General features: G+C 71.7%; 11 protein-coding genes and 2 pseudogenes. 5 read left to right on the top strand and 8 right to left on the bottom strand.

The genetic code is table 11. The features are described 5' to 3' along the window. Window positions 1-105: 105 nt before the first annotated feature. Together glpK and CCN42_RS02390 are read left to right on the top strand one after the other, a co-directional pair. Complete coding sequence (glpK, locus tag CCN42_RS02395; protein WP_086732834.1) at window positions 106-1644, top strand: glycerol kinase GlpK; 1539 nt, start codon at window positions 106-108, stop codon at window positions 1642-1644. A gap of 61 nt (window positions 1645-1705) precedes the next feature. Further along, the gene (locus tag CCN42_RS02390) at window positions 1706-3322 is read left to right on the top strand and encodes a glycerol-3-phosphate dehydrogenase/oxidase (RefSeq protein ID WP_086732833.1); all 1617 of its coding nucleotides are present in this window, start codon (window positions 1706-1708) and stop codon (window positions 3320-3322) included. A 146-nt stretch (window positions 3323-3468) separates the two neighbouring features. On the opposite strand, the gene CCN42_RS02385 is transcribed toward CCN42_RS02390, so the two are convergent. Both CCN42_RS02385 and CCN42_RS02380 read right to left on the bottom strand, forming a co-directional pair. Further along, complete coding sequence (locus tag CCN42_RS02385) at window positions 3469-4338, bottom strand: TIGR03620 family F420-dependent LLM class oxidoreductase (protein ID WP_086732832.1); 870 nt, start codon at window positions 4336-4338, stop codon at window positions 3469-3471. 114 nt (window positions 4339-4452) lie between these two features. Further along, window positions 4453-4785: an ArsR/SmtB family transcription factor gene (locus tag CCN42_RS02380; RefSeq protein ID WP_086170404.1), complete on the bottom strand. Its 333-nt coding sequence runs from the start codon at window positions 4783-4785 to the stop codon at window positions 4453-4455. A 267-nt stretch (window positions 4786-5052) separates the two neighbouring features. Between CCN42_RS02380 and CCN42_RS02375 the strand changes: the two genes are divergently transcribed. Next, entirely contained in the window at window positions 5053-5976 is a 924-nt protein-coding gene (locus CCN42_RS02375) for a PAC2 family protein (RefSeq protein WP_086170405.1), read from the top strand. Between the two features lie 216 nt (window positions 5977-6192). On the opposite strand, the gene mshC is transcribed toward CCN42_RS02375, so the two are convergent. The 4 genes from mshC to CCN42_RS02355 all read right to left on the bottom strand — a co-directional run bounded on the left by mshC (window position 6193) and on the right by CCN42_RS02355 (window position 9697). Continuing rightward, window positions 6193-7422: a cysteine--1-D-myo-inosityl 2-amino-2-deoxy-alpha-D-glucopyranoside ligase gene (gene mshC / locus CCN42_RS02370; protein WP_086732831.1), complete on the bottom strand. Its 1230-nt coding sequence runs from the start codon at window positions 7420-7422 to the stop codon at window positions 6193-6195. 131 nt (window positions 7423-7553) lie between these two features. Beyond that, window positions 7554-8372 (bottom strand): SCO1664 family protein, encoded by an 819-nt coding sequence (locus CCN42_RS02365; RefSeq protein ID WP_211294615.1) that lies wholly within the window; start codon window positions 8370-8372, stop codon window positions 7554-7556. After that, on the bottom strand, window positions 8336-8926 hold the full coding sequence (locus CCN42_RS02360; protein WP_086170408.1) for a DUF3090 domain-containing protein: 591 nt from the start codon (window positions 8924-8926) through the stop codon (window positions 8336-8338). Before CCN42_RS02360 ends, CCN42_RS02365 begins: the two co-directional genes overlap by 37 nt. Before the next feature lie 84 nt (window positions 8927-9010). Further along, window positions 9011-9697, bottom strand: a complete 687-nt coding sequence (locus CCN42_RS02355) for a histidine phosphatase family protein (protein ID WP_086732829.1) — start codon at window positions 9695-9697, stop codon at window positions 9011-9013. Window positions 9698-9759: 62 nt separating this feature from the next. Here CCN42_RS02355 and corA point away from each other — a divergent pair, with 62 nt between their 5' ends. Beyond that, a complete protein-coding gene (gene corA / locus CCN42_RS02350; protein WP_169731389.1) occupies window positions 9760-10755 on the top strand; it encodes a magnesium/cobalt transporter CorA in 996 nt (331 codons plus the stop codon). Here corA and CCN42_RS44115 read toward each other — a convergent pair. After that, window positions 10738-10912 (bottom strand): annotated as a pseudogene (locus CCN42_RS44115) (ferritin-like domain-containing protein); the annotation flags it as partial. The gene corA and the pseudogene CCN42_RS44115 sit on opposite strands and share 18 nt — an antisense overlap. Before the next feature lie 352 nt (window positions 10913-11264). Between CCN42_RS44115 and CCN42_RS02340 the strand changes: the two are divergent. Next, window positions 11265-11600: a hypothetical protein gene (locus CCN42_RS02340; protein ID WP_086732827.1), complete on the top strand. Its 336-nt coding sequence runs from the start codon at window positions 11265-11267 to the stop codon at window positions 11598-11600. Here CCN42_RS02340 and CCN42_RS02335 read toward each other — a convergent pair. Continuing rightward, a pseudogene (locus CCN42_RS02335) lies at window positions 11601-12098 on the bottom strand (transposase family protein); the annotation flags it as partial.

Here is a 12098-nt window from a genome sequence, read left to right as displayed (position 1 = left end):
GCCGCGATCGCGGCAGGCCTGTACAAGCTGGCTTTCGTCTAGAACATCCGCCAGAGCATCAGCGCACCACAGCAGACCGTTTCCGTGAATCCCCAGGAGCACACCGTGACCGACGCGCACACCGCCGGCCCGTTCATCGCCGCCATCGACCAGGGCACGACCTCCTCGCGCTGCATCGTCTTCGACCGGGACGGCCGCATCGTCTCCGTCGACCAGAAGGAGCACGAGCAGATCTTCCCCAAGCCGGGCTGGGTCGAGCACAACGCCACCGAGATCTGGACCAACGTCCAGGAAGTCGTCGCCGGAGCCATCGAGAAGGCCGGCATCACCCGCGACGACATCAAGGCCATCGGCATCACCAACCAGCGCGAGACCACCGTGCTGTGGGACAGGAACACCGGTGAGCCGGTCCACAACGCCATCGTCTGGCAGGACACCCGCACCGACGCCCTCTGCAAGGAACTGGGCCGCAACGTCGGCCAGGACCGCTTCCGCCGCGAGACCGGCCTGCCGCTGGCCTCCTACTTCGCCGGCCCCAAGGCCCGCTGGCTGCTGGACAACGTCGACGGCCTGCGCGAGCGCGCCGAGGCCGGCGACATCCTCTTCGGCACCATGGACTCCTGGGTCATCTGGAACCTGACCGGCGGTGTGGACGGCGGCAAGCACGTCACGGACGTCACCAACGCCTCCCGCACCATGCTCATGAACCTGCACACCATGCAGTGGGACGAGAAGATCGCCGAGTCCATCGGGGTCCCGACCGCGATGCTCCCGGAGATCCGCTCCTCCGCCGAGGTGTACGGCGAGATCACCGGCGGCCGCCTCGGCGACCTGCTCGGCGGCATCCCGGTCGCCTCCGCGCTCGGCGACCAGCAGGCGGCCCTGTTCGGCCAGACCTGCTTCTCCGAGGGCGAGACCAAGTCGACGTACGGCACCGGCACCTTCATGGTGATGAACACCGGTGACAAGATCATCAACTCCTACAGCGGCCTGCTGACCACGGTCGGCTACCAGATCGGCGACGACAAGCCGGTCTACGCCCTGGAGGGCTCGATCGCCGTCACCGGCTCCCTGGTGCAGTGGATGCGCGACCAGATGGGCCTCATCTCCACCGCCGCCGAGATCGAGACGCTCGCGCTGTCGGTCGAGGACAACGGCGGCGCCTACTTCGTACCCGCCTTCTCCGGCCTGTTCGCCCCGTACTGGCGCTCCGACGCCCGCGGTGTGATCGCCGGCCTGACCCGGTACGTCACCAAGGCGCACCTGGCCCGTGCCGTTCTGGAGGCCACCGCCTGGCAGACCCGCGAGATCGCGGACGCCATGACGAAGGACTCCGGCGTGGAGCTGGCCGCCCTCAAGGTCGACGGCGGCATGACCTCCAACAACCTGCTGATGCAGACCCTCGCCGACTTCGTGGACGCCCCCGTGGTGCGCCCGATGGTCGCCGAGACCACCTGCCTCGGCGCCGCCTACGCCGCCGGCCTCGCCGTCGGCTTCTGGACCAGCACCGACGACCTGCGCGCCAACTGGCGGCGGGCCGCCGAGTGGACCCCCCGCATGGACGCGGAGATCCGCGACCGTGAGTACAAGAACTGGCTCAAGGCCGTCGAACGGACCATGGGCTGGCTCGAGGACGAGAACTGACCCGAACCCGGCTTCGGGAGCGAGTTCTCAGCCGAGCTCTGATGAGGAGTAAGAACCCGACATGACCAGTCAGTCCACCCTGCAGTCCGTGCCCGCCCTCGGTACGCGCCCGGCCTCCGGCGTAGGCCCGAGCCGCGCCGAGACCCGGGAACGGCTCGCCAAGGCGTCGTACGACCTTCTTGTGATCGGCGGCGGCATCCTGGGCATCTCCACCGCCTGGCACGCCGCGCAGTCCGGGCTCAGGGTGGCCCTGGTCGACGCCGGTGACTTCGCCGGTGCGACCTCCTCCGCCTCGTCCAAGCTGCTCCACGGCGGTCTGCGCTACCTGCAGACCGGCGCGGTGAAGCTGGTGGCGGAGAACCACTTCGAGCGCCGTGCGGTCTCCCGCCAGGTGGCCCCTCACCTGGCGAACCCGCTCACCTTCTACCTCCCCGTGTACAAGGGCGGGCCGCACGGCGCCGCGAAGCTCGGGGCCGGTGTCTTCGCCTACTCGATGCTGTCGGCGTTCGGCGACGGCGTCGGCCACCTGCTCTCCCCCGCCAAGGCCGCGGCGGACGTGCCGGAGCTGCGCACCGAGAACCTGAAGGCCGTGGCCGTGTACGGCGACGACCAGATGAACGACGCCCGTATGGCGCTGATGACGGTCCGCGCGGCCGTCGAGGCCGGTGCGGTCGTCCTCAACCACGCCGAGGTCACCGGCCTGCGCTTCACCAAGGGCCGGGTGACGGGTGCCGAGCTGAAGGACCGTCTGTCCGGCGACGAGTTCGGTGTGAACGCCCGTCTGGTGCTGAACGCGACCGGCCCGTGGGTGGACCACCTGCGCCGGATGGAGGACCCGGATGCCGCGCCGTCGATCCGGCTGTCGAAGGGCGCGCATCTGGTCCTGAAGCGGACCTCCCCGTGGAAGGCCGCGCTCGCCACCCCGATCGACAAGTACCGCATCACCTTCGCCCTCCCCTGGGAGGACATGCTGCTGCTGGGCACCACCGACGAGGAGTTCGAGGGCGACCCGGCGGATGTCGCGGTCAACGACAAGGACATAGCCCAGATCCTCGACGAGGCCGCGTTCTCCATCCGCGACCAGCAGCTGGACCGCGATCTGATCACGTACGCGTTCGCCGGTCTGCGGGTGCTGCCGGGCGGCCCCGGCGACACGGCGAAGGCCAAGCGCGAGACGGTCGTCACCGAGGGCCGGGGCGGCATGCTGTCCGTCGCGGGCGGCAAGTGGACGACCTTCCGGCACATCGGCCGCACGGTGATGAAGAAGCTGGAGGCGCTGCCGGGCCACCCGCTGGGTGAGGACTTCGAGCCGATCTCGTCGCTGCCGAAGAAGCTGCCGCTGCCGGGTGTCGCCAACCCGCGCGCGGTCGCCCACCGGCTGCTCGTCGACGGCCCGGCGCCCGGCCCGCGCATGGCGGCGGACACCGCCAGGCACCTGGCCACCCACTACGGTTCGCTGGCCTTCGACATCGCCCGCCTCGCCAACGACAACCCCGAGCTGGCCCGGCGCGTCCACCCGGACGCGCCGGAGATCTGGGCGCAGGTCGTCTGGGCCCGCGACCACGAGTGGGCGGAGACCGCGGACGACGTGCTGCGCCGCCGTACCACGCTGACCATCCGCGGCCTGGCCACGGACGAGGTCCGCGCGAAGGTGCAGGACCTGCTCGACGAGAAGTAGACCTCGACGAGAAGTGGACCCGGTGCCGGCTCCTCCCTGACCGCCGCCGGCACCCGAGGAACGGCCCTCTCCGCACAGGGGGCCGGGCCCGCCCGAGGGGGCGGCTCCGCGTCGGCGGAGCCGCCCCCTTCGTCATGCCCGCGCGGCTACAGCAGGGCGTCGCCGAGCAGGCGCCAGGCGGGGAGGGAGGAGGCACCCGGTTCGGTGCCGATGACCTGGACGGCCACGTGGTCGGCGCCCGCCTCGACGTGGGCGCGCAGTCTGGCGGCGACGGCGTCCGGCTCGCCCCAGAAGACCAGGTCGTCGACGAGGCGGTCGCTGCCGCCGCCGGTGAGTTCGTCCTCCGCGTAGCCGAGCCTGCGGAACTTGGCGAGGTTGTAGGGGGTGTCGAGGTACGGGCGCACGTGCTCGCGGGCCGTCGCGCGGGCTGTGTCCGGGTCGGTCTCCAGCAGGACGGCGTGCTCGACGCCGAGGAAGGAGTCCGGGCCGAGGATCTCGCGGGCCTCGGCGGTGTGGGCCACGCTGACGTGGTAGGTGTGCGCGCCTGCCGTGCGGTCCCGGGCGAGTCCGAGCATCCTGGGGCCGTAGGCCGCGAGCAGCCGGCGCACCGGGTGCTTCGGGGCGGGCGCGGCCAGGGCGTCCATCTCGTCGAGGTAGGCGGCCATGGCGGCGAGGGGTTTGACGCCGGGGCGCGGCCGGCCGCCGTAGCCGAGGCCGAGGATGTGCCGGCCGGGGTGGGCCTCGGCGAGGAGGGCCGCTCCGGCCTGGGCCGCGGCGGCGTCGCGCGCCCAGATCCGGGCGATGCCGTTGACGACGTGCAGGCGCTCGGTGGCGGCGAGCAGATGACCGGCGAGGGTGAGCGCCTCGCGCCGCCCCACCTCGGGGAACCAGAGGGCTCGCCAGCCCCGTTCCTCCAGTTCCTGTACGGACTCGCGGATCCGTCCGGCGGGCTGGTGCTCGAAGTCGAAGGTGTAGATGCCGTACGTGCCCAGGTCCAGGCCGTCGATCCCGCTCATGGGTCCCCCTCGTGATGCGCTCGCTCGGTGTTCGCTCACTCGTCGATCACATCGAAATATCGCAGATCTTCGATGTGAAGCGCAACGGGTGATCCCGGCCACTGAACGACACGACTAGATGGTGCGGCCCAGTTCCTCGACGAGCGCGGCGATCCGCACCTCGTCCCGTTTGTAGTGGGTCCACTTGCCGATCCGGGTCGCCCGCACCAGGCCCGCCCGCTGCAACTCGGCCAGATACGCCGACACCGTCGACTGGGCCAGCCCGGCCTTGGCCTGGATATGGCTCACGCACACCCCCACCTCCGCCGGATCGGCGACGGCGGCCTCCATGGGGAAGTGACGCTCGGGCTCCCGCAGCCACTGGAGCAGCTGCAACCGCACGGGGTTCGAGAGCGCGCGCAGCGCGTCGACCAGCCCCGGGTCCGGTGAGATCGCTGCGTCCGCCATGGCTCCGGAGTATAGGCGGCGGCCCTTCCGCCATGACCTGAGTCATCGAAGGTCCGAGGCCGCCGGGATCGAACGATCTTCACGGGGCACTCTAGGAGGTGACGGCGGACACGGCGGGTTCACAGCTCGGACGACGGGCCGGGTGTTCCGGGGTGGCGATCGGGGCAGTGATCCGTTCACTCCCCCGTGCAAGGGGGCTGCGGGCGCCCGCGCCGCACGCCGTAAGGTTGGGACGTCAAGCGAGGGCACGTCGGAAGGAGGCACTGGGTGATCGAGCTGGAGGGGGTTCCCGAGCTGATCGACCCAGTCATGGTGGCCGCGTTCGAGGGCTGGAACGATGCCGGCGACGCCGCCTCCACCGCGGTCGCTCACCTGGAACGGGAATGGAAGGGCGAGGTCTTCGCCGCGCTGGACGCCGAGGACTACTACGACTTCCAGGTGAACCGCCCCACGGTGTTCATGGACGGCGGCGTGCGCAAGATCACGTGGCCGACGACCCGGCTGTCGGTGGTCCGGGTCGGCGGCGAGAAGCCGCGCGACCTGGTGCTGGTGCGCGGGATCGAACCGTCCATGCGCTGGCGCTCGTTCTGCAACGAGCTGCTGGGGTTCGCCCACGAGCTGGGGGTGGAGCTGGTGGTCATCCTGGGCGCCCTGCTCGGGGACACGCCGCACACGCGTCCGGTCCCGATCAGCGGGACCACGTCCGACCCGGACCTGGCGCGCCGGATGGACCTGGAGGAGACCAAGTACGAGGGCCCGACGGGCATCGTCGGCGTCCTCCAGGAGGCCTGCACCCACGCGGGCGTCCCGGCGGTCTCGCTGTGGGCCGCCGTGCCGCACTACGTCTCGCAGCCGCCCAACCCGAAGGCGACGCTGGCGCTGCTGAACCGCCTGGAGGACCTGATCGACGTGCGCATCCCGCTGGGCGAGCTGCCCGAGGACGCGCGCGCCTGGCAGGTCGGCGTGGACCAGCTGGCCGCGGAGGACAGCGAGGTCGCCGAGTACGTGCAGACGCTGGAGGAGGCGCGGGACACCGCCGAGCTGCCGGAGGCGTCGGGCGAGGCGATCGCGCGCGAGTTCGAGCGGTATCTGCGGCGCCGGGACGGCGGCCGGGACACCCCCGGGGACCGCACCCGCCCGCCGATGCCGCCGAAGCCGGGCACGGACGACGGGGAATCGCCGGAGGACTGACGCGTCGGAGGACTGACGCGTCGGAGGACCGGCCTGTCGGAGGACCGAACGGCCTCTCGGGAAGGGCGGTGCGGCACCTGCCCGCACCGCCCTCTCTCGCACCCGGGCCACCGCCGCCCCGTCGGACTCGGTGACGCGAGCCCGCAGTACGGGCGATCGGACGCGTCGGGGCGCCCCCTCGCGGCGGAGGAGACGCCCCGGACCGGGCTCGGCTCGCTACAGGGCCACGCCGAGCAGCGCGTCCACCGCGCGGGTGACGACACCGGGGGCGCCGGCGTCCTCGCCGCCCTGCGCGTGCTGAAGCTCGGCCCAGCGGTCGACGGCGGCCAGCGCGGCCGGGGCGTCGAGGTCGTTCGCCAGGGCGTCGCGGATCTCCTCGACCAGCGCGTCGGCGCCCGGCCCGTCGGGGCGGGAGACGGCGGACCGCCAGCGCTCCAGCCGGGCCTCGGCGTCCCGCAGCACCTGGCCGGTCCACTCCCAGTCGGCCCGGTAGTGGTGGGCGAGGAGCGAGAGCCGGATCGCTGCCGGGTCGACGCCGTCGCGGCGCAGCTGGGAGACGAAGACCAGGTTGCCCTTGGACTTCGACATCTTCTCGCCGTGCAGGGCGACCATGCCGGCGTGCACGTACGCCTTGGCCATCGGGAACTCGCCGGTCAGCACCTGGGCGTGCGAGGCGCCCATCTCGTGGTGCGGGAAGGCGAGGTCGGAGCCGCCGCCCTGGACGTCGAAGCCCATCCCCAGGTGGTCGAGCGCGATGGCGACGCACTCGATGTGCCAGCCGGGGCGGCCGGGACCGAGGGAGCCGCCGTCCCAGCTGGGCTCGCCCGGCCGGGCGGCCATCCACAGCATCGGGTCGAGCGGGTTCTTCTTGCCCGGCCGGTCCGGGTCGCCGCCGCGCTCGGCGGACAGCAGCCGCATCGCGGCGGCGTCCAGGTTCGAGACCTGGCCGAAGTGCGGGTCGGCCTCGACGGAGAAGTAGATGTCGCCTTCCAGCTCGTAGGCGGCGCCCGTGTCCCGCAGGCGCTCCACGAGCGGAACGATGCCGGGTATGGCCTCGACCGCGCCGATGTAGTGCCGCGGCGGCAGCATCCGCAGGGCGGTCATGTCCTCACGGAAGAGGGCCGTCTCCTTCTCGGCCAGCGCCACCCAGTCGATGTCGTCGCGCTGCGCCCGCTCCAGCAGCGGATCGTCGACGTCGGTGACGTTCTGGACGTAGTGGACCTGCCGCTTGGTGTCCAGCCACACGCGCTGGACGAGGTCGAACGCGTTGTAGGTCGCCGCGTGACCGATGTGGGTCGCGTCGTACGGGGTGATGCCGCAGACGTAGATACGGGCGACGGGACCGGGATCGAGGGGGACCAGAGCGCCGGTCGCGGTGTCGTGGATCCTCAGGTCGCGGCCCTGACCAGGCAGGGCGGGGACCTCGGAAGCGGGCCAGGCATGCATGTCATGAGCCTAACCGGACTGGAGTTCCGTATACGAACCGGACCAGGCCATATGGCCGGGAAGGCGCTCTTGCGGCTGCCCGGCCGATGTGCGTACGCGGTCTCCCGGCCCTGGTGCGGAGGAGACCTCCGTCACACGGGCGGCCAGGGGATGGCCGGCCACTCGCCGCCGGGTTCCGGGTGGACCTTGGCGGTGAGCAGCGCGTCGACCCGCGCCCGCGTGGCGTCCAGCTCGGCCGGGGTGATCAGTCCCGCGAGGCGTTCGGCGAGCGCCGCGCCCTCCGTCAGCTGCTCCTGGAGCCCGCCGAGGACCGTGACGGCCTCCTCGGTGAGGGCCTCCCCCGCCCAGCCCCACAGCAGGGTGCGGAGCTTGTTCTCGACGTTGAAGGTGACACCGTGGTCGATGCCGTAGAGCCGTCCGCCGGCGGCGGGGAGCAGATGGCCGCCCTTGCGGTCGGCGTTGTTGATCACCGCGTCGAGCACGGCGAGCCGCCGCAGCCGTGCGTCGTCGGCGTGCACCAGCAGCGCGGTGCGCCCCTCCCCCACCTCGGCGAGGCCGATCGCCTTCCAGCCCGGCCCCGGCTCGTCCTCCTCGACCAGGGCCAGCAGCTCGGCGTCGGGGACGGCCTCGATCCACAGCTGGACCATGCCCTCGCCATACGGGCCGTCCCGCAGCACGGTCGGCGGCACCAGGCCCCATCCGGTGGCCTCCGAGACCAGATGCGCGGCCACCTCGCGGGCGGCGAGCGTGCCGTCCGGGAAGTCCCACAGCGGACGCTCCCCGGCGACCGGCTTGTAGACGCAGGCCGCCTCCTGTCCGTCGTGCGCCACCGTGCAGTACAGCGCCGCGTTGGAGGCCTCCCGGATGCGTCCGCGCACCGTCAGCTCACCCTCGGAGAGCAGGTCCGCCGGCGTCATGCTCCGCGGCGGTATCCGTTCTGGCGCGGACATACGTGTCCTTCCGGGTCGAGCGGCAGGCTGCACAGCGGGCAGGGCGGCCGGCCGGCGTTGACGACGTCGAGGGCGCGCTTGGCGAAGGCCCTGGCCTGGGCTCCGGTGAGCCGGACCCGCAGCATCGGCGGCCCGTTCTCCTCGTCCTGGAGGAGCCGCTCCTCGGCCTCGGCCAGGTCCTCGTCGGAGTCGGCGTCCAGCTCCACGAGGGCCTGCGCCTCGACGATCATGCGCTGCTCCTCGCCGTCCCAGGCGAGGGCCATCGTGCCGACCCGGAACTCCTCCTCGACGGGGGTGTCCAGCGGGGCGGTGTCGGTGATCTCGGCGGGGGCGACGGCCGGCACGGCTGCACTGCCGCCGCTGCGCCGTACGACCTCGTCGAGGAGTTCGTCCATGCGCTCGGCGAGCGCGGCGACCTGTGTCTTCTCCAGCGCCACGCTGGTCACCCGGGAGCCGGCGGTGGCCTGGAGGAAGAAGGTACGGCGCCCGGGCAGTCCGACCGTGCCGGCCACGAAACGGTCCGGTGGGTCGTAGAGGAACACCTGACGGGACACGTCCTGTCTCCTGGAATCGTCTGGACTTGTGGATCGGCATCGACTGCGGACCGACTGACCGCTTCACCCTACTGCGGGCGACGATCACGGTGCGCCCGCACCACCCCCGACGGTCGCGTCCTCGGCCGGCGGCTCCTCGCGCGGCACCAGGGACGCGAAGTCGCCGGTGTCGCCGAGGCGGAGGAGAAAGGGGCGCGCGCGGGTGTAACGGATCGCGGTGATGGAACACGGTTCCACACTGATCCGCTGGAAGAGGTCGAGATGAAGTCCGAGGGCGTCCGCGACGAGCGACTTGATGATGTCGCCGTGCGAACACATCAAGTACACCGCGTCGGGCCCGTGATCGCGCTCCACGCGCGCGTTCCACTCGCGTACGGCCTCGGCGGCGCGGGTGGCCATCGCGCGCATCGACTCACCGCCGGGGAACGCGGCGGCCGACGGGTGCGCCTGCACGACCTCCATCAGCGGCTCGTCCTTCAGCTCGGCGAGCTTGCGGCCGGACCAGTCGCCGTAGTGGCACTCGCCGATGCGTTCGTCGGTGTGCGCGGTCAGGCCGGGGCGGGCGTCGAGCAGCGGCCGGACCGTCTCCTGGCAGCGCTCCAGGGGGCTGGTGACGACCTCGGCGAGCGGCAGCGCGGCCAGGCGCGCGGGCAGGGCGGCGGCCTGCCCGGCCCCGCGCTCGTCGAGCCGCACGCCGGGCGTCCAGCCGGCGAGCAGTCCCTCGGTGTTGGCGGTGGAACGTCCGTGCCGGACGAGGATCAGCGTGGGCATGCCGCCCAGGGTAGGCGTACACCCGGGTGCGGTGGCCGGACGGCGAAAGGAGAATGCGCTCAGTGATCGTGGATTGCGCCATCTACCGGAACGGACGTCGGACGGAGGGCCCCGAGGATTTCTCCGACGCCCTCGACGATGCGCGGGCGGGGGGCGGGTTCGTGTGGATCGGCCTGCACGAGCCGACCGAGCGGGAGTTCAGCCATGTCAGCGAGGAGTTCCGGCTGCATCCGCTGGCCGTGGAGGACGCCCTGAAGGCCCACCAGCGGCCCAAGCTGGAGGTGTACGACGACTCGCTGTTCCTGGTGCTGAAGCCGGTGGTGTACGAGCCGGAGAGCGACGCGGTGTCCTCCGGGGAACTCATGGTCTTCCTCGGCGACGGGTTCGTGGTGACCGTGCGGCACGGCGAGGGCGCCCCCCTGGCCGCCGTCCGGCGACGGCTGGAGCACGAGCCGGAGCTGCTGGGCAAGGGTCCCACGGCGGTGCTCTACGCCATCGCCGACGCCACCGTCGACCACTATCTCGAGGTGGCGGGCGAGCTGCAGAACGACCTGGAGGAGCTGGAGACGGAGGTCTTCTCCCCGGACCAGGGCGGCTCGCGGCACACCGCGTCGCGGATCTACACCTTCAAGCGGCAGATCCTGGAGTTCCGCAGGGCCAGCGGGCCGCTGGCCCTGCCGCTCACCCGGCTCGCGGAGACCGGGACGTTCGGCGGGGCGGTGCCGTTCGTGAACGAGAAGGCACGCCCCTTCTTCCGGGACGTCCACGACCACCTCACGCGCGTGAACGAGTCCGTGGAGGGCCTGGACCGGCTGGTGTCCGACGTGCTGTCCGCGCACCTGGCGCAGATGAGCGTGCGGCAGAACGACGACATGCGGAAGATCTCCGCGTGGGCGGCCATGGCCGCGGTCCCCACGATGATCGCGGGGGTCTACGGCATGAACTTCGAGCACATGCCGGAGCTGCGCTGGACGTGGTCCTATCCCGCGGTGATCGTGGTGATGGCCGTCCTGGAGGTCATGCTGTACCGGCTGTTCAAGGGGCGGGGCTGGATGTGAGGGGCCGCGCCTGCGCACGAGGGCGGTGAAGATGCGCCGTGCTCGCCCTCGTCGGCGCCGTACCGGGTGATCTCGGGGCGCGATCGCGCTCGCTCGCGGGGACGAGCGCGGCGACGCGGGCGTTCTCCCACCCGCCTCGCGCCTCACCGCCGGCGGCGGGATTCCGCCGGCCGCGAAGAACGAACCGGATGCGGTGCGCCGGGCGGTGCGACTGCCGTGCCCGCCAGCTCCGCCGGAAGACGGAGCGCCGGGTGCGCCGAGGGCGTAACCGGGCGCGGGACGGCGCGTTGTTCCGCGTGACGGCCGTGGCGGGGTCGACCCCCGAGCCCCCACCACGGCCGCGGAACTCCGCCGCGCCGGTCCCGGCGCCCGGGCGGCCGTCGGGCCGGGCGGGCGCGCTCCAGGGCCAGGGCCTGTCTGGTGAATGATCTCCGGGTCGTCGCTGCTTCTGCTTCACTGTTCGCCAGTGATTCGGAGGGCTTGGTGCAGCCCTCACGAAGGGAACGACCGTGGGCGTCGAAATAGAACTGCATGCCGACCGGCCTGTCCTGGACTGGGATCGGTCCAGGACGACTCTGATCCACGGGTCATACGAGCATGGCGACGCGCTCGCCGACGTGTTGCTCGGCATGGACGAAACCCACCAGGGCAGCCTTGGGCGCGTGGATCCGTACGGCGACACGTTGTTCAACGAGCAGCAGGCGGAAGCCGCGCTGCGCGAGGTGCCTGACCTGTTGGAGCAGTGTTCCGGCCGCGCTCAGACGGCGGCCGTCGTCGACCTCGAGAGGCTGCTGCAGTCCTGCTCGCAGACTCCAGGCAGCTATCTGTGGTTTGTCGGCGACTGATCATCCGGTGCCTCCGCGGAGCCACAGGATGGGTGAGGCGAGGTGAAGTCCGGCCTGATCGCGGGGAGCCAGTTCGTCGAGGCGCGTCGCGATCGCCCGGAACTGCTTGAGCCTGTTGGAACGGCGTTCGACCACATTGGGGGCCTTGTGGAGCTCACGGTCGAAGGCCGGTGGTCTGCCGCAGGCCGATCCGCGCCGCAAGGGTCGGCCTTCTGATCCGCCCGTTCCGGGAGCACCGCCCGGATGCCTCGGCGCCCCAGATCCCGTCGGCTCGCCCGCGACGAACACGCCTTGTCCGCGATGACCGCGTCAGGCCCGCGGCGGGGCCGCCCAGCACTGGTGCGCGGCACTCGTACGGCGTCCGACACCGCGTCGGAGACGGTGGAGTCATGGAATTGCCTGGGCTGACGACTGACGGCCAGGGAAAGGCCCCGACCGTCAGTCGCGTAATGAGCCTTGGCGGTCAGTCCGCCGCGGGACCTAGGTCGTGTCCGCAAA

It is taken from the genome of Streptomyces glaucescens (assembly GCF_002154375.1).
Lineage (GTDB): Bacteria > Actinomycetota > Actinomycetes > Streptomycetales > Streptomycetaceae > Streptomyces > Streptomyces glaucescens.
Note: the sequence above shows the minus strand (reverse complement) of the source record. Positions and strands in the feature narration are given on the sequence as shown.

Bases quoted from the DNA above. Each gene is read 5' to 3' on its own strand.
- CCN42_RS02390 (WP_086732833.1), top strand. From the start codon at position 1,706: ATGACCAGTCAGTCCACCCTGCAGTCCGTGCCCGCCCTCGGTACGCGC.
- CCN42_RS02355 (WP_086732829.1), bottom strand. From the start codon at position 9,697: ATGCCCACGCTGATCCTCGTCCGGCACGGACGTTCCACCGCCAACACC.
- CCN42_RS02380 (WP_086170404.1), bottom strand. From the start codon at position 4,785: ATGGCGGACGCAGCGATCTCACCGGACCCGGGGCTGGTCGACGCGCTG.
- CCN42_RS02365 (WP_211294615.1), bottom strand. From the start codon at position 8,372: ATGTCCGCGCCAGAACGGATACCGCCGCGGAGCATGACGCCGGCGGAC.
- CCN42_RS02385 (WP_086732832.1), bottom strand. From the start codon at position 4,338: ATGAGCGGGATCGACGGCCTGGACCTGGGCACGTACGGCATCTACACC.
- mshC (WP_086732831.1), bottom strand. From the start codon at position 7,422: ATGCATGCCTGGCCCGCTTCCGAGGTCCCCGCCCTGCCTGGTCAGGGC.